The sequence below is a fragment of the Streptomyces longisporus genome, assembly GCF_039532765.1.
GTDB classification, from domain to species: Bacteria; Actinomycetota; Actinomycetes; order Streptomycetales; family Streptomycetaceae; genus Streptomyces; species Streptomyces longisporus.
The window spans coordinates 150,040-166,268 of sequence record NZ_BAAASG010000005.1 but is presented as its reverse complement, the minus strand read 5'-3'; the positions used below and the strand labels follow the sequence as shown (position 1 = coordinate 166,268).

Below are 16,229 nucleotides of genomic sequence, written 5' to 3'. Positions count from 1 at the left end.
CCGCTTCGGAGGCACGGGGTCCTCCTCGAAGGGGGAATGGCCTGGTCAGCGCCTGTATTCATAGCATCGACGGAGCGCGGGGAGGGGATTCGCCAAGATCCGGCCACCCGGTCCTGCTTCCGGGAACAAGCCGCCGCCCGTCCATCCCCCGTCCGGGCGGCCGCGCCGGCCGCCTCCCTCCCCGCGCCTCACGACGACGACCGCCGGCCACTGCCGCGCGGTCGTCGCGTGTCTGCTCGCAACCCATGTCACCACCCACATCGCCATCACTGGAGGGCACCACCGTGAGCACAGCTGTCTCCCCCGCCCGTTTCCGAGGCCGGGTCGCCCTGGTCACCGGGGCGAGCCGGGGCATCGGATTCGCCGTCGCCGAGCGCCTGGTCGCCGAGGGCGCCCGGGTCTGCGTCACCGCCCGCTCGGCCGGGCCGCTGGCGGAGGCCGTCGAGCGCCTCGGCGGTCCCCGCCACGCCGTGGCCGTGACCGGCAAGGCGGACGACGACGCCCACCGCGCGGAGGCGGTCGAGCGGACGCTGGACGCCTTCGGGCGGCTGGACGTCCTGGTCAACAACACGGGGATCAACCCGGTGTTCGGCCCGGTCCTCGATCTGACGGAGTCCGCCTGGCGCAAGGTGTTCGACGTCAATGTGCTGGCGGCGCTGGGCTGGCTGCGCCGCGCCCGCGAGGCGTGGATGGGCGAGCACGGCGGCAGCGTGGTGAACATGACGGCCGTGGCCGGGCTGAAGCCCGCGACCGGGATCGGCGTCTACGGCGCCAGCAAGGCCGCGCTGATCCATCTCACCGAGCAGCTGGGCCAGGAGCTCGGCCCGCACATCCGCGTCAACTCGGTGGCGCCCGCCGTGGTGAAGACCCGCTTCGCGTCGAAGCTCTACGAGGACCGCGAGCAGCAGCTCACCGCGGACTACGCGCTGCGACGCCTCGGAACCCCCGAGGACATCGCGGCGGCGGTCGCGTACCTGGCCTCGGACGACGCCTCCTGGGTGACCGGCCAGACCCTGGTCGTCGACGGCGGGCTGACCACGGTGGGCGGCGGCATCTGAACCGGTCCCGCCCGCATACGGCTTCGGGCCCTTCCCCAGCTGGGGAAGGGCCCGAAGCCGTATGCGGGCGGGGATCAGATCCCGCGGCGCGAGCCGTCCTGGTTGATCGGGGACCACCACAGGGCGGAGGTCGAGCCGCCGTCGCCGAGGATGACCCCGCGGCCCTCCACGATGCGGCCGTCCCGCCAGCGCAGCAAGTGCAGCGCCGTCACGTCGAGCAGGTCGTAGGGCGAGGTGCTGTCCGCGGGCGCTCCCGCCCGCAGCGCCCGGTTGGTGTTGACGTCGACCGAGTACCCGTCCTCGGCGTTGACCATGATGGTCACGTTCTCGGCGGTGTAGGTGCCCCCGGACAGCTCACCCACGGTCTTGAGGAACCCGAGGAAGCTGTCCAGCCCCTCGTGCCGGCCGGCGTGCGCGTGGTTGCCCGGTATCTCGAAGGTGACGTCCTCGTCCCAGTACTCCAGCATGGCCTGGCGGTCTCCGGACGCCAGGGCCCCGAAGGCCTCACGGACTCGTTCGACGGTCAGCTCGCTCATGATGTTCTCCCTCGTTCTTCGTGCTACGGGTGGGTGGGGACAGGCGGTTGCCGGGGCGGCCGGCTGTTCCGGCAGCCGCCCCGGCAACCTGTCGGTGCGTCAGGCCGCGACCTTGTCCGGCTCGGCCTGCGTCACGGCCTCGGCCGCGGGTGCCGCCTGGCGGGACTTGGCGCCGACGGCCGCGACGAGCACCGTCGCTGCGGCGCAGAAGCCGGCCATGATCCACAGCGCGGTGTGCAGACCGCCGGTGTAGGCCGACGTGGCGACCTGGTGGAAGGCGGCGCGGGCGCTCACCGGCACGGTGGACTCCGGTCCGGACAGCTGCCCCTGGTTCAGCGCGTTGGCCAGCTCGCCCGGCTTCCCGCCGTACGGGCCGCCGAAGGCGTCGAGCTTGCTGCCGAGTTCCACCCGGGTGAAGTTGACGAGCAGTGAGCCGACCACCGCGATGCCGGTGGCCTCGCCCGCCAGTCGCATGGTGTTGAACATGCCCGCGGCCATCCCGGCCCGCTCCGGCTCGACGCTGGAGACGGCCGCGCCGTCCATCACGCCGAAGGAGACACCGATCCCGATGCCGATCACCGCGTACGGGCCCAGCGCGGCCCAGTTGCCGATGCCGGGGTGCACCACCGTCAGCCACGCCGTGCCGATCGCGGTCAGGCCGACGGAGGCGGTGACCATGTGCCGCACCGGGATCCAGCGCAGCAGGTATCCGGTGATCAGCGGGAAGAAGATGGTCGGCACGGTGAGCATCAGCATGTCGACGCCGGCGTGCATGGTGGTCTGGCCGTTGACGGCGGTGAGGTAGCTGGGCAGGTAGACCAGCAGCGGGGTGAAGGCCAGCACCAGGGCCACCACGCCGACGCACAGCGACACGAACTGCGGCTGCCGGAACAGGCCCAGGTCGAACATCGGCCGCTCCTGCCGCTTCTCCACCACGACGAACAGGGTGAAGAGCACGGCACAGGCGAGGTACATGACCACGTTGAAGCCGGAGGTCCAGCCGAGCGCGGAGCCCTCGATCAGGGCGGCGATCAGCGCGGTCAGCGCGCCGCTGAAGGTGATGGTTCCGGCCCAGTCGACGCGGCCGGCCTGCGGGTCGCGGGACTCCGGCAGGCGGGTGGCGAGGGCGAGCACCACGGCTCCCGCGATCGCGGGGACCAGGAAGACGGACCGCCAGCCGAAGTTGGTGGACAGGGCGCCGGCGATGAACGGTCCGAAGGCCATGCCCACGCCCACGGTGGTGCCGAAGACGCCGAACGCCTTCGCCCGCGCGGGCCCGTCGAAGACCTGGGCGAGCGTGGCACTGCCGGACGTCAGCACGGCGGCCGCGCCGACACCGGCGACGACCCGGGAGGCGTCCAGCAGCGCGATGTTGCCGGCCAGTGCGGAGACCAGCGAGCACAGCGTGAAGACGGCGGTGCCCAGGACGAAGACCTTGCGGCGTCCGAACCGGTCGGCGAAGGCGCCGGAGGCGAGCATGAAGCCGGCGAAGGTCAGGTCGTAGCCGTTCACGATCCACTCGTCGGCGGCCAGGCTGCTGTGGAAGTCGGCGGCGACACCGGGTATGGCCACGGACGCGCCGGTCAGCGAGATCGGCAGCAGCAGCGATGCGAGCACCACGGTGACGAGACTTACGACGGGATTGCGGGACGTATTCGGGGACGGATCCCTCATGATTCTCTTCCTCCAGAAAAACTGCCGGTGTCCATGGCAATTCCACGCTAGGGACCGGAACCGGGTCCGTATATTCCCCTTGTGGTCCGGCGAGTGTTTCCTTGGAGGCACGCCTGGGCGTCCGACCAGGTCAGAGTGTTACTTTCGTTTGCTTGCGGCGGCACGTTCGGACAATATCCGCACGTTATCCGGCGCTGCGGAACTAGCGTCCGGAATTGCCCGTGCCCATCGGCCGGTGCGAGTATCCGAAATGCTGGGAGAGCGCACATGTCCAAGGTCAACCCCGTCCTGGTGGTCGGCGCCGGGCCGATCGGCCTGGTGATCGCCTGTGAACTGCTCGGTCAAGGCGTCCCCGTCCGGATCGTCGACGCCGAACGCGACCACTCGGCCCACTCCCGGGCCACCACCATCTGGCCGCGCCCGCTCGAACTCCTGCGCAGGATCGGCGTCGCGGACCGCCTGGTCGACAGCGGGCACCGCATCCAGGGCGTGGCGTACTACTCGGACCGCCGTCATCTCGCGACGGCCTGGCTGAACCGCCTGGAGGACACCCCGTACCCCTTCGCCGTCGGCCTGCCCCAGGACCGCACCGAGGAACTGCTGGAGCAGCGCCTGGCGGAACTCGGCGGCAAGGTCGAGCGCGGGGTGCGGCTGGAGACGCTGGACGCCACCGGGCCGTGCGCCCGGGCGGTGCTCGCCCTGCCCGACGGCCTCACCGAGGAGATCGAGGCGGACTGGGTCGTCGGCGCCGACGGCGCGCACAGCACGGTGCGCAAGGAACTGGGCCTTGGCTTCGAGGGATCCAAACTGCCGATCAACTTCGCCATCACCGACGCCGAGCTGTCCGGGGAGATACCGGCGGACCTGGTGAGCTACTGCTACACGGCCGCAGGCGGCCTCGGGCTCGCGCCGGTCTCCCCCGGCGTCCACCGCATCGCCGTCGCGGTGCCGCCCGAGATGGCCGGGGCCACGCCCACCCGCGCGTTCTTCCAGCAGGTGGTGTCCGAGCGCGCGCCCGGTGGCGTCGAGGTGGGCGAGCTGCGCTTCAGCACGGTCTTCCAGGTGCACGTCCGCAGCGCGCCGAGCTTCCGCCGCGGCCGGGCCTTCCTCGCGGGCGACGCCGCCCACCTCATGAGTCCCGCGGGCGGGCAGGGCATGAACACCGGCCTGCTGGACGCCGCGAACCTGGGCTGGAAGCTGGCGGGCGTCCTGCGCGGCACCCTCGACGAGGCGATTCTCGACAGCTACGACGCCGAGCGGCGCCCCGCAGTGCACACGGTGACCCGGTCCACCTCCCTGCAGACCCGCTGGGGAGCCCTGACCAAGCCCGCCCAACTGGCGCTGCGCGACACGGCGGTACGGGCCGCGGGCCGCACCGGCGTCCTGCAGCGGACCCTGGCGCCGGCCATCGGCCAGCTCACGTCGGGCTACCGCGGCCCCACCGCACGCAGGGCCTCCCTCGGGGGGCCGAAGGCCGTCCCCGGGGACCGGCTGCCCCTCCTGCTCGGCGCGGAACCGGTCCGCACCGGTGCGCCCTGGACCCGGATCACCGGCCGCTCGTACGCCGTACTGCTGCACCCCGGCCGCACCAGGCCGGCCGACTGGCGCAGGACCTGCGCGGCGATCCGCACGGCCGTCGGCGACGCGGCCGAGGTGATCGAGGCGCCCACCCACCCGGCGGGCCCGCTCACCAGGGCACTCGGCCGCCACCCGCTCGCGGCGGTAGTCCGTCCCGACGGCCACCTCCACACCACCCTGACCGACCTGACCCCCACCACGGTCCTCACGGCCCTCGCCCGCGCCCGCCGGGAACCGCTGCCCGGCGCCGCACTCACCTGACCGGCCCCGCGCCGAGTGGCCGTCGGCCGAACTCGCACCGACGGCCACTCACACCGCGGAGGAAGCAGCAGCGACGGCCCCTACGACCGTGGAACGGCGGCCGCTGACAGCGCCGGTCCGGGCACCGCCTCCACGGGCGCGGGGCCGTATCGATGTGCGGCTCCGCCGCGTGGGCGCGTCCAGCCACAACGAACCCGCACCCGGCATACAGCAGCTCCCCGATGGGCGAGCCGCCGCTCAGACCCCGCGGCCCACACCAATGGCCCCCGCCTCCAACCGGCAGGGGCCACGGTACGCAGTGCGGCGCGGAGTCACCCGGCCATCGGCAGGGAGTGCTTGCTGTGCGGGCGGATGAGCTGGAGCGCGGCCGCCTTGTTCACCGCGTCGAGCCGGGAGACCGCGTCGAGCTTGTCGAAGATCTTCCTCAGATGGCGCTTGACGGTGCCCTCGGTGATACCGAGGCGGGCGCCGATCTGCCGGTTGCTCAGCGCCTCGGCGACCAGGGTGAGCACCTCCGTCTCGCGCTCGGAGATCACCGCGGCCCGCCGGCCGGCTCCCTCGGCGGCGGCGAGCAGCGGCATCGACACCGTGACCACGGCTCGTCCGCTGCCGGGCCGCTCCCGGATGGCCGCGAGCAGGGACTGGCGGCTGGCGCTCTTGTGGAGGTAACCGCGCACTCCGAGCGCGAGCAGTCCGCGCACCAGCGCCGGGTGGTCGTCCATGCTGAGGACGATGATCCGCAGCCCCGGCCGGCGCTCCAGAAGCCGGCGCACGGTGGCTCCCGGGTCCTCGTTGTACGGCATCTGCACGTCGATCAGCGCTACGTCGGGCCGCAGTTCCGCGGCGGCCCGCACGGCCGCACGGGCGTCGCCGACCTGCGCGACCACCTCGATGTCGGGCTCGCTCTGCAGGAGTTCGACCATCGCCTCGCGCAGAAGGGTGTGATCGTCGGCGACGAGTATGCGGGTCGGGGTGTCAGACATGGCGGCTGTTCCTCTCGTTGACCGGAACCCAGAGCGTGATCCGGGTGCCGCGCCTGGGTGCGCTGGTGACCGTGGTGACGCCGCCGACCGCCTGGATCCGCTCCCGCATGCCGAGCAGTCCGTTGGTGGAACCGCGTTCGCCGACCGCGGCGGGGTCGAAGCCGTCCCCGTCGTCGGCCACCGAGGCGTGCAGTTCCCGGGCGTCCCAGGTGATGTGGACGGCGACGTGCCGGGCCCGTGCATGGGCCACGGCGTTGCGCATCGCTTCGCGGACCGCGAGGAACACCGCGTCCCCCACGGCGGCCGGCAGCAGACCGTCCACGCCGTCGACCCGCAGGTCCACCCTCGGCTCGCTGATCTCCATGGCCTGCACGAAGCCGCGCAGGGCGTCCTCGATCGAGAAGGGTGCGACCGCCGGCGGCGAGTCCCGCAGCGCCGAGGTCACCTGACGGGTCGCGCACAGGACGTCCACCACGGCGGCCCGTACCTGCTGCAGACGGGCAGCGGCCTCCGGGTCGGACCCCGCCGCCGTGGTCTCCAGCATGTCCAGACGGCGCAGTGCCAGTGCCAGTCCGCTGCCGATCCGGTCGTGCACCTCCCGTGCGAGCACCTTGCAGACGTCCGTCGGTGCCGACTGTGCTGTCCCTGCTGTCTCTGTATCCCTCACCGGGTCCTCGCTCTCCCCCGTACGGTCTCCTGGCCGAGTAGGCCCTACACCCAAGAAGAATATAGAGAGCTCTCTTTTTTTCCAGCGAGATCGAGCCCGAACGAGTACACAGATGGCAAAGAAAAAAGAGTGCTCTCTTTGCTTAGGCGGCGGCCGCGGCGATGCCGTGGCACACGAAGGGCCAAAGGCGTGACATGGCGCCCGCCGCACCCCTGAACCGCTCCTGCCCCGAAGCGGTGCGCGGGTGCACCTCGACGGCGGTGAGCAGGTACATCACCAGTCCCGCCACCGCGGGCGGCCGGACACCGTGCCGCAACTCCCCCGCCGCCTCCGCCTCCTTGAGCAACCGGGACAGCGTCGGCGTCCAGGAGGAGTGCCAGGCCGGGTCGATGTCCGGCCGCTCCCGCGCCAGCAGCGAGGCGGCCCGCACGACGACGTCCTCGTCCAGGAGCCGGGCGAGCGCCTGCAGCAGCACCCCGACGGCCCGCAGCGGCGACGCCTCGCCTGCGGCGGCGGACGCGGTCCGCTCGCCGGCCACGGTCGCGGCGCGTTCCACCACAGCCTCGGCAAGTTCGCTCTTGCTGGCGAAATGAAAGGTCAGCGCCCCCATGGAGACCCGGGCGGACCTGCTGATCGCGACCAGGGTGGCCCCGTTGTAGCCCTTGTCGTCCACGACATCGGCCGCGGCCCTGATAAGAGCTTCGCGCGTGCGCTCCGCCCTGGCCTGCACTGCCATACATCCTCCAAAGTTCCGAGGCCGACCGTCCGTCCCGCGGTCGGCACCGGCCGTACAGTGGACCCAAATAAAAGAGATCTCTCTATATTATTCTGGCAGCCGCGACCGCTTCGCAAGCAGGCGGAATGAGCCACTCCACCATCGGCCGCACGACGGGGACCGGGAACGGAACAGGCCCCCCTGCCTCACCGAGGCAGGGGGGCCTGACGGAGTGACCCTGAGGCCTTTCCTAGACGGCGCCCAGTCGTTCGAGCGGGCCCGGCCCGGGGTCGGTGGCGAGCAGTTCCCAGATCAGGTCGCTGCGGTAGTGGTGGTCCCGGCCCAGCAGCTCCAACTGCCGTTGCCCCCAACGACCTTGCGTGTTCGCGAGCAGCGCGGTGCACTGCGCCCAGTCGGCGTCGCCGCGCGCGGGCTCGGCGAGACCGTGTGCGGCCATGACCCGTCTGAGACGACCGCTGGTCACCGGTACGGGATGAGCGGCGTGATGCACCCCCCGCACCGGCGTGCCCGCGGTCACGGCGGCCGCGGCCAGCCGCGCCAGGTCGTCCACGTCCACGAGGGACAGCAGCGCCGTCCCACCGTCCCACTCGGGCGGAACGCGGCGGGTGAGTTCGGCGAGGGCCGGTCCCACCCAGCGGTCGCCCTCGCCGAGCACCAGACCCGGCCGCAGCACGAGCGCACCGGCCGCCAGCGCCGGCCCTTCGGCGGCGAGGCGGCTGCGGCTGGCCTCGGACACGGGCGCCGCGTCGACCCCGTCGACGTCGATCCCGCGGTGCGGACCCGCGCCGTAGACGGCGGCCGTGGAGAAGTGGACGATCCGGTCGACCCCGGCCTCCCGGGCGGCCGCCATGACGGCGGTGGTCCCCTCGAGGTTCACCGACCAGGCCTGCCGGGCATCGCCCCCGACGCAGGAGACGGCGTGCACGACGGCGTCGACGCCCTTGAAAGCGGCGCGAAGTGACGCCGCGTCGGTGACGTCGGCCCGGACCCGCTCCACCGTGCCCTCGCCCGGCGCTTCGGAACTCGCGCCGCGGGCCAGGGCACGCACCCGCAGCGGCCCTCCGCCGGGAGCCGCGCAACCGGACAGCCGTCGCACCACCGCGGAGCCGATGAAGCCCGTGGAGCCCGTCACCGCGACGGTCCACCGCCCGGCCTCGCCGTCCGGCGTCACTGCACCGCCTCCGGTCCCCGCTCCCCGAAGTCGAGCTTGCCGATCACCTCGGGCGTGGCGACCGCGGGCAGGAAGTACCGCCACAGTTCGACGATCCTCTCCCGCAGGTCCTCGTGGCCGGTGCTGATCCGGGACAGCAGCTGGGTTCCGCTGTAGGCGGCCACCAGCACACGGGCGAACCCGGCGGGGTCCGCGCCCTCGCGCAGCTCACCGAGCGCGTCGGCGACGATGAGCTCCTCCTTGAACCGGGTGATCCACAGCTGGTAGGCGGTGTCGTCCTGGATGCCGAAGGCGCCCTGCTCGACCGCCAGCCGCACACCGGCCCGCAGCAGGACGTTGCTCCGCAGCTCGTGGGCCAGTTCGAGGGTGAGGTCGACCAGGTGCTGGAGTCCGCTGCGGCCGGTCAGCTCCGGCAGGTCGGCGGCCTGCTCGGCCATGACCGCTCTGGCCACGCCCTCCTTGGAGCCGAAGTGGAAGTACAGGGCCCCCATGGTGGACCCGGCCCGCTTGATGATCTTCGTGGTGCTCGTGCCGGCGTAGCCCGCGAGGTCGAACTCCTCAGCGGCCGCCTTGATGAGAGCCGCCCTTGTCCGCACGGCACGCTCCTGTTGAGGCTGCGCCACTGGACCTCCTTGCTAAATAAACAGAGCACTCTCTTGGTTAGAACAGCCCCAGGTTACGCACGGGCCCTGAGAGGTGTCCAGTGCAAGGGTCAGCCACTCCACACGCCACACGAAACCCCCGCGATCCGGAAGCCATTGCCCCACATGGCTTGAGCGGTCCATGAGTGACCCTTTACCGCCACTTGAGCCAAACAAACAGAGCACTCTTTATGTTTATGGAGCTGCGGCTGCCAGCCGCAGCGCTCACATACGTCTCAGGGGGATTCCGTATGTCCAGCACCATGTCCAGCACCATCCAGCACGTCGACGCCACCGCCCCGACCTGGGTGCCGGTGAACCAGGAGCAGGTGCACAAGCTCACCGCCTCCGAAGTACTGCTGACGCAGTGGTGCCAGAACGGGAACGACGTCTTCACCGTCCATGCCGACTGGCCGCAGGACCACGCCTTCTACGGACCGCAGCACGGCCTGCACGACCCCATGCTGCTGGCCGAATCGATCCGCCAGTGCATACCGCTGCTCAGCCACGCCGCCTACGACGCCCCGGCCGGGCACCGTCAGTCATGGAGCCACTTCAGCTTCGCGCTGACCCCCGCCGCACTGGCCACCACCGCCGGTGCGACCTCGGTCGAACTCCGCGTGAGCTGCCACGACGTCATCCGGCGCATGGGCCGTCTGGCCTGCATGCTGATGAAGGTCGACGTGATCCGGGACGGGGTCCGGGTGGGCACCGCCCAGACCCGGTTCGCCAACACCGCCCCCGCGCTCTACCGACGTCTGCGGGGCACCTACGCCGACCTCGACGCCTCGATCGCCCGCGCGCTGCCGCTCCCCCCACCGGCCGCTCCCGCCCAGGTCGCCCGCGAGGACTTCGCCGACGTCGTCCTCTCGCCGACCGACTCGCCCCGGCGGCACCAGTTGCGCGTCGACCTGGGCCACCCGGTGCTCTTCGACCACCCGGTCGACCACGCCCCCGGCATGCTGCTCCTCGAAGCGGCGCGCCAAGCGAGCCACACGGCGGTGCAGCAGCCGGCCGCGATGCTCTCCATGGACGTGGTCTTCGCCCGTTACGCCGAGCTCGACGCCCCCTGCTGGATCCACACCGACCCGTTCCCGACGGACCAGCCCGGTCAGCACCGGGTCCTGATCACCGCCGTGCAGAACGACGTCTGTGTCTTCTCCAGCATCATCACGCTCCTGAGCGTCCCGCAGAACTGACACCCCCCGCCCCGGCGCGCGCCACCAGCGTGTACCGCCAGAAGAGACGGCGGCGCAGGCGGGCGCCGGGGAGGATGCGGCGCGCCTCCCGCACGATCTCGGCGTACGTGGTCTCCGCGGGCCTCGTCACCGCGGTCATGGAGGCGGGCCGGGGCGCCGTACGACCGCGGTTCTTCACCCACCCGGTGGCGGCGTTGAGCGGAATCGACGCGCAGCCCAGCAGACGGGCGACGAACGTCTCGTCCCGGGCCAGCCCGACGATCAACAACGTGCCACCGGGCGCGAGTTGCCGCCGCAGGCGCGTGAGCGTCTCGGCGAGCGGCAGGTGATGAAGCACGGCGACGCAGGTGATGACGTCGTACGGCCCCGGAGGCAGTCCGTCCGGGGCGTCGGCGACGGAGTACGTGACGTGGGCGTACCCGTCGCCGGTCAGCTCCCTCGCCTTCTCCACGATCCCCGGATCCGAGTCGACCCCGTGCACTTCCCTCGCCCGCCCCGCCAGCAGCCGCACCAGGTCACCGGTACCGCAGCCCACGTCGAGGGCACGCCCGAACCGGCGGGGCAACTGCCGTAGCAGCCAAGGGTGGTAGTGGGCGTTGTGATCCCAGGGGTGGGCGGAGTTGAAGCGTTCGAGGACGTGGAGGAGGCGAGGCGTAAGGATCTTCATGGGTTCAGTTCACCAAGCCTGGCGGCGATGGTGTCAGCGCCTGCCCCTCGATGGCGGCCTCAGCTAGAAGTGCACCCCTCGGTTCCGGCTCCGCACCCGAGCCCGCAGCACCTCCTCCGGCGGCGCCGCCCCCACCGCCTCCGGCGGGCACTCCCACTCACGCCCGCCGCCGACCGGACGCAGCTGCACCCGGCCGCCGACATGCCCCATGACCTCCCCGATCCGCCCGTCCCGCTCATCGGTTGCATACGCACCGACCGCCGGCCGCTCCCCCCGCAGCACGGACGCCAGCTTCTCCGCCGTACGGACATTGCAGCGCCCGAGGTCGACGAGCGCGAACGGCTCCTCGCTCGCGCCGGTCACGGGATCGACACAGAGGGACGGCAGGGCCACCCCGACGCCCGTCAGGGCCGCCCGCAGGCTTTCGACGACTTCTTCGGTCGACCGCACGTCGCTCCTACCTCCACGCTGAGTTTGCTGTTCGCAACACAGCGTGGTGGCAACGCCCCTAACCTGGCCATACGACACGTTCCAACAACGCCCAGTGTCCGACAGGGAGTTGCACATGCCGGGACCCAAGGACCTCGATCCGTCGTCTTCGCCACGGGCCCTCCTGGGCGCGGAGCTGCGGCACGCACGCGAGCAGGCCGGACTGAGCCAGGACGAACTGGGGCTACGGCTGTTCGTGAGCGGCTCGTTCATCGGACAACTGGAGGCGGGCACGCGGCGGATGCAGCCGGAGTACGCACGGATGCTGGACGAAGTCCTGGAGACGGGGGGCTTCTTTCTGCGGAACTGCCGGGCGGCGGCCAAGTCGAAGTACCCCGAGCACTTCGCGGAGGCGGCGGAGGCAGAAGCGCAGGCCACGGCCATCAGGGAGTATGCGCCCCAACTGATCCCCGGCCTGCTGCAGACACCTGCGTACGCACGGGCCGTAATCCGCGCGTACGACCCGACGACACCAGAGGAAACAGTCGACAAGTGGGTGGACGCACGACTGGAGCGGATCCGTCTACTCAACCACCCAACAAGGCCGGTGTTGTGGGTGGTCCTTGACGAGGCGGCATTGCGTCGGGAGACCGGCGGCCGGACGGTCATGGCGGAGGCCCTGTGCCACATCCGCGATCTGGCCCGCCGGAGCCGGGTCATCGTGCAAGTACTGCCGCTCAGCGCAGGAGCCCACGCGGTGATGGAGGGCGCACTGAAGCTCATGGAGTTCGAGGACGCCCCTCCGCTGGCCTACTTCGAGGGGGTCGGCACCGGACGGCTGGAGGACGACCCGTCAACGGTCACCCAACTGAGGTTCAGGTTCGACCTTCTCGTGGCCTCCGCACTCCCGCAGGAGAAGTCCCTGGCCCTGATCGAGGCGTTGGCGCAGGATTACGCCCATGAGGAACACCCCTGACTACGACCTGAGCACGGCCACCTGGCACAAGTCGAGTTACAGCGGCGGCAGCGGCGGCAACTGCCTCGAAGTAGCCGACGGCCACCCCGCCGTCGTCCCCGTCCGCGACTCCAAGAACCCCCTCGGCCCGAAGCTCGTGTTCCGGGCCGAGGCATGGACCGCGTTCGTCGAGGACGTGCGGGCCCACTAAGCAACCGTTGCCGCCTGGTGGGCGTTCAGGGCGGAGCGGATCTCCTCCTCGTCCGCCTGGCTGAGTGAGGTGTGCAGGACCTCGCCGCCGAACTGGGCTATACGCGGCAGCGCCTTGTCCGCGGTGGCGTCGTAGATCACCGCGATCACCGCGGCGTGCCCGGGTGCCAGGCGCTCGCCGAGGCTCTTGATGAACTGGGTCCGTTCGTCGTCCTCGGCGGTCGCGCCGACCGCTCCGCCCGCGGCCGCGCCGACGGCGGCGCCGAGCAGCGGCTGCAGGAGCAGCAGCCCGATCAGACCTCCCCACAGCGCACCGCCCAGAGCCCCGGAGGCGGCGGGATGGGGCTTGCCGGCGATCTTCACCTCACCGTCGTGGTCACGGGTGATCAGTACCGCGTCGGCCACGTGCACGGTGTGTTCGGTGTGCAGGGCGCGCAGTTCCGTGAGCGCCTGCCCGGCGACGGTCTCGCTGGGGTACGCCACGGCGATCATGTCGGTCATCGGAATTCCTCCTGGTGCGACGGGCGCTCACCGACGGCCTTGAGAGTGTTCCCGGCCTTCGATCCACAGCGCCTTGCGATGGCTTCATCATGGACTTTGTCGACTGCTCAAGTCAAGCGACCAAGTCGAGTTACTGAATGTCGGTGGTGTCTGCGAAGGTGTGGGCACGGAGATCGACGAGCTGGAGGGGGCACGGGATGACGCGCACGGACGGCGGTGGCTGGGAGGGCATGGACTACCGGGGCTGGCAGGACCATGAGGACGTGCGGCGGCGCCTCGACGCGGGCGCCGATCCCGAGCGATGGGGCGTCGGCGGCTCGCGCCCGCTGCACCGAGCGGCGCTGTTCGGCCCGCCCGAGACCGTCGCGGTAGTGGCCCGGCAGGTCGCGGACGTCGACGCGCTGGAGGGCGGGACGACGGCGCTGTGGGACGCGGTGGTGGAGAGGCGTTCGGAGAACGCCCGGGCGCTGGTCGCCGCAGGCGCCGACCCGGGGTGGGTCGGACCCGGCGGCTGGACACCGGCGCGGCTGAGCCTCGCCGGGCCGGATCCTGAGCTGTTCGCGGACCTGCCCGAGGCCCGGCCCGGCCTCACGGGGTCCGAGCGGGCGGTGGCGGAGGAGGGCCGACGGCTCATCACGGCCCTCGGCGACTTCTACGACGACGGCCTCGGGCTGGCGTGCGTGGGCGGGATCGACGCGGCGGAGGCGATACGCCGACTGAGGGCGACACCGGCCGACCCGGAGCTGATCGCCGAGCTTGACGAGGACCCGTACGCCTACGACCTGGACGAAACCCTGAGGATCGTCGGCGTGACGACCGTGCCGGGCGGCTGCGTCATCACCCAGCCGTGGGGCTACGGGCCTTCAATGCCCGGCATACACACCCGCCTCTCCGCGGGCACCGTCTCCTACGGCCTGTACGCCAACCCCAAGAGCGGCAACCAGGGCAGCATCCACCGCGACGGCATCTGCGAGGGCTCGGACCTGCACCCGGGCGGTGGTCCGGACGTGGGGGACAGCCCCGAGGAGGTCCTGTTCTCGTACGTGTACTGCAACCAGGCCGTGGCCTACTCGCTCGCGTACGCCGGCCTGCGCCCGACCGACGCCCGAGCGGTCCTCGGGCCGCCGGACCACTGGGTCGAACTGCCGGACCGCGACTACTGGGCGGTCTGACAAGGCCCCGAAGCTCAAGCCACCAGCCCCGAGCCCTCTTTTCTTGGAATGGGTGGCGGGCCTCAACCCGCCCTCCCTCCCGGCGAGTTGACTTGACGCGTTCGACTTGCCACGCACAGTGACGATCGTCTGGCGTGCCCGCATAACGAACAGCCCCCGCAGGTGTTGGAGCACCTGGCGGGGGCTTGACCTACAAGATCGAAGGACAAGTTCGATCCCATGGCTGACGCCAAGCTTAGTGCCGCCTTCCCGCCCGCGCACGCGACCCCGCACCCGATGGCCAGTCCGGGTTACGGAAAACGGTCGGCCCCCGACCAACACCGCCGCACCGCACACGACTTCGCCCACCTGCCACCCCGCGAAGCCGCAGTCGCCGCGTACATCGACCGCCTCCCCGAAGGCGCCGACATCTCCGTGAAAACGCTGGCCAAGCAGCTTCCGTACGACCAGTGTGCCCTCCGCACGGCCCTCAACAACCTCCAACGGGCAGGCCACTTGCGCCGAGGCCGCGAACACCTGACGGATACGAAGAGCCCCCGCTGGATCACCCGAACGTGGTTCACCAGAACCGCACGCGACGACATTTGGTGGGCGACCTTCACCCGAGGCGACGTACCGCAGGAACCACCGGAACGAGCCCGCCCCACCCGAACCCGCGCCCACATCCTCCTCGCCGCCCTCGGCCGTACGGCCCCCGCGCTGTCGCTCTCCCAGGCGGAATGCGCGACGCTCGCTCCGCTGCTGACGGAGTGGTTCGCGCGAGGGGCCACGGACGAGAGCGTGGTCCGTGCCCTGACCTCCGGCCTGCCCACCCCGTGCACAGCCCGGCATCCCTGGTCCGCGCCCGCCTGACCAGCAAGCTCCCACCCGAACCCGTACGACAGACACGGCCGCCTCTGCGCGTCCTGGAGTGTGCGAAGTGCGGTGCTCCGGGGCGTCCGGAGGCCCTGCCGAGCGGTGTTTGCGGCGCCTGCCGGGGCGAACGCGCCCCCGGTCGCCACCACACGCCTCTTCCGGCCCCCGCAGTCCACACCCGCGCGGCGGAGATCCGTGCCGCAATGGATCAACGACGACACGAAAGGACACCCACATGACAGCTACGACTGCCGCTACCAGCAGTCCCCGTCCTACCCCTGGGGGGCCACCGTGGAGATCCCCTCCCCGTGAACATCACCCTGGACACCGAGAAGCTCAAGGACTACGCACACTGATACCCATGAACCACGCCCAACTGACCGCCCTCGGCCGCGCCCTCCGTCTCCTCGGCGAGCACGGCGAATCCCTCACCGCCGACACCCCCGACGGCAAGCTCCACGAGGTCAAGGCCGACCTCCGCCGCGCACTGGACCTGCTGGACGAGAGCGTCACGTCCGCCGCGCCCGCCACCCGCTGCCGCGAGCACCCGAACGGCCCGGTCGACGAGAACGCCCACGACCTCTGCCTGCTCTGCGAGACCCGGCGCCGGGCGGCCCGCCGCGCCGAGTTCAACGGCGGCCCCGTCCCCCCGCACGCCACCGAGACGGCCCCTTCCCGCTACGGCGTCAGCGCCGACCGCCCGCAGCCCCAGCAGCGCTGGCTGCCGGAGGCGTGGAACGGCCAGACCTGGCACCTGTGCGGCACGCCGAGGCGGGACCGGCGCGAGGCCGAGCTGTATCTGGCCGCTCAGCGCCGCGGCCCGCGTCCCGCGATGGCGTACCGGCTGGTGCACGAGTTCACCGACTACGAGGTGCTGCGCGTCTGGGGCACGCCGGTGAAGGTCGACATCGAGCCGCTCGGAAACCTCTAGCGCCG

17 protein-coding genes and 1 pseudogene are annotated in these 16,229 nt (G+C 71.3%); 8 read left to right on the top strand and 10 right to left on the bottom strand.

The genetic code is table 11. The annotated features are described in order from the left end of the window. Positions 1 to 284 precede the first annotated feature (284 nt). Positions 285 to 1,058: an SDR family oxidoreductase gene (locus ABD355_RS09025; protein WP_344399611.1), complete on the top strand. Its 774-nt coding sequence runs from the start codon at positions 285 to 287 to the stop codon at positions 1,056 to 1,058. Between the two features lie 74 nt (positions 1,059 to 1,132). Here the strand turns inward: ABD355_RS09025 and ABD355_RS09020 are convergent, their stop codons facing one another. Together ABD355_RS09020 and ABD355_RS09015 are read right to left on the bottom strand one after the other, a co-directional pair. Continuing rightward, a complete protein-coding gene (locus ABD355_RS09020; RefSeq protein ID WP_344399610.1) occupies positions 1,133 to 1,594 on the bottom strand; it encodes a nuclear transport factor 2 family protein in 462 nt (153 codons plus the stop codon). Between the two features lie 99 nt (positions 1,595 to 1,693). Further along, positions 1,694 to 3,268, bottom strand: coding sequence for an MFS transporter (locus ABD355_RS09015; protein ID WP_344399609.1), 1,575 nt, complete (start codon positions 3,266 to 3,268; stop codon positions 1,694 to 1,696). A 267-nt stretch (positions 3,269 to 3,535) separates the two neighbouring features. Between ABD355_RS09015 and ABD355_RS09010 the strand changes: the two genes are divergently transcribed. Continuing rightward, the gene (locus tag ABD355_RS09010) at positions 3,536 to 5,107 is read left to right on the top strand and encodes an FAD-dependent monooxygenase (RefSeq protein ID WP_344399607.1); all 1,572 of its coding nucleotides are present in this window, start codon (positions 3,536 to 3,538) and stop codon (positions 5,105 to 5,107) included. A 311-nt stretch (positions 5,108 to 5,418) separates the two neighbouring features. Here the strand turns inward: ABD355_RS09010 and ABD355_RS09005 are convergent, their stop codons facing one another. From ABD355_RS09005 to ABD355_RS08985, 5 genes are all read right to left on the bottom strand, one after another. After that, on the bottom strand, positions 5,419 to 6,090 hold the full coding sequence (locus ABD355_RS09005) for a response regulator transcription factor (protein WP_344399606.1): 672 nt from the start codon (positions 6,088 to 6,090) through the stop codon (positions 5,419 to 5,421). Then, positions 6,083 to 6,700 carry a sensor histidine kinase gene (locus ABD355_RS09000; RefSeq protein WP_344399605.1) on the bottom strand — a complete coding sequence of 206 codons (618 nt, stop codon included), beginning with the start codon at positions 6,698 to 6,700 and terminating at the stop codon, positions 6,083 to 6,085. Before ABD355_RS09000 ends, ABD355_RS09005 begins: the two co-directional genes overlap by 8 nt. Positions 6,701 to 6,899: 199 nt before the next feature. Next, positions 6,900 to 7,493: a TetR family transcriptional regulator gene (locus ABD355_RS08995; protein WP_344399604.1), complete on the bottom strand. Its 594-nt coding sequence runs from the start codon at positions 7,491 to 7,493 to the stop codon at positions 6,900 to 6,902. A gap of 229 nt (positions 7,494 to 7,722) precedes the next feature. Further along, positions 7,723 to 8,664, bottom strand: coding sequence for an NAD-dependent epimerase/dehydratase family protein (locus ABD355_RS08990; RefSeq protein WP_344399603.1), 942 nt, complete (start codon positions 8,662 to 8,664; stop codon positions 7,723 to 7,725). Next, entirely contained in the window at positions 8,661 to 9,287 is a 627-nt protein-coding gene (locus ABD355_RS08985; RefSeq protein WP_344399602.1) for a ScbR family autoregulator-binding transcription factor, read from the bottom strand. Before ABD355_RS08985 ends, ABD355_RS08990 begins: the two co-directional genes overlap by 4 nt. A gap of 269 nt (positions 9,288 to 9,556) precedes the next feature. Here ABD355_RS08985 and ABD355_RS08980 point away from each other — a divergent pair, with 269 nt between their 5' ends. After that, the gene (locus ABD355_RS08980) at positions 9,557 to 10,504 is read left to right on the top strand and encodes a ScbA/BarX family gamma-butyrolactone biosynthesis protein (protein ID WP_344399600.1); all 948 of its coding nucleotides are present in this window, start codon (positions 9,557 to 9,559) and stop codon (positions 10,502 to 10,504) included. Here ABD355_RS08980 and ABD355_RS08975 read toward each other — a convergent pair. Beyond that, positions 10,476 to 11,171 carry a class I SAM-dependent methyltransferase gene (locus ABD355_RS08975; protein WP_344399599.1) on the bottom strand — a complete coding sequence of 232 codons (696 nt, stop codon included), beginning with the start codon at positions 11,169 to 11,171 and terminating at the stop codon, positions 10,476 to 10,478. The two genes, ABD355_RS08980 and ABD355_RS08975, sit on opposite strands and share 29 nt — an antisense overlap. A gap of 63 nt (positions 11,172 to 11,234) precedes the next feature. Beyond that, positions 11,235 to 11,621 (bottom strand): hypothetical protein, encoded by a 387-nt coding sequence (locus tag ABD355_RS08970; RefSeq protein WP_344399598.1) that lies wholly within the window; start codon positions 11,619 to 11,621, stop codon positions 11,235 to 11,237. A gap of 115 nt (positions 11,622 to 11,736) precedes the next feature. On the opposite strand from ABD355_RS08970, the gene ABD355_RS08965 reads away from it, so the two are divergent. Then, a complete protein-coding gene (locus ABD355_RS08965) occupies positions 11,737 to 12,576 on the top strand; it encodes a helix-turn-helix domain-containing protein (protein WP_344399597.1) in 840 nt (279 codons plus the stop codon). Next, entirely contained in the window at positions 12,560 to 12,766 is a 207-nt protein-coding gene (locus ABD355_RS08960) for a DUF397 domain-containing protein (RefSeq protein ID WP_344399596.1), read from the top strand. Before ABD355_RS08965 ends, ABD355_RS08960 begins: the two co-directional genes overlap by 17 nt. Here ABD355_RS08960 and ABD355_RS08955 read toward each other — a convergent pair. Further along, the gene (locus ABD355_RS08955; protein WP_344399595.1) at positions 12,763 to 13,266 is read right to left on the bottom strand and encodes a DUF1269 domain-containing protein; all 504 of its coding nucleotides are present in this window, start codon (positions 13,264 to 13,266) and stop codon (positions 12,763 to 12,765) included. The genes ABD355_RS08960 and ABD355_RS08955 overlap by 4 nt on opposite strands. A gap of 197 nt (positions 13,267 to 13,463) precedes the next feature. Between ABD355_RS08955 and ABD355_RS08950 the strand changes: the two genes are divergently transcribed. From ABD355_RS08950 to ABD355_RS08940, 3 genes and pseudogenes are all read left to right on the top strand, one after another. After that, positions 13,464 to 14,438, top strand: coding sequence for an ankyrin repeat domain-containing protein (locus tag ABD355_RS08950; RefSeq protein WP_344399594.1), 975 nt, complete (start codon positions 13,464 to 13,466; stop codon positions 14,436 to 14,438). Positions 14,439 to 14,714: 276 nt separating this feature from the next. After that, a pseudogene (locus ABD355_RS08945) lies at positions 14,715 to 15,532 on the top strand (hypothetical protein). A 122-nt stretch (positions 15,533 to 15,654) separates the two neighbouring features. Then, complete coding sequence (locus tag ABD355_RS08940; protein WP_344399593.1) at positions 15,655 to 16,224, top strand: hypothetical protein; 570 nt, start codon at positions 15,655 to 15,657, stop codon at positions 16,222 to 16,224. The last annotated feature ends 5 nt before the right edge of the window (positions 16,225 to 16,229 follow it).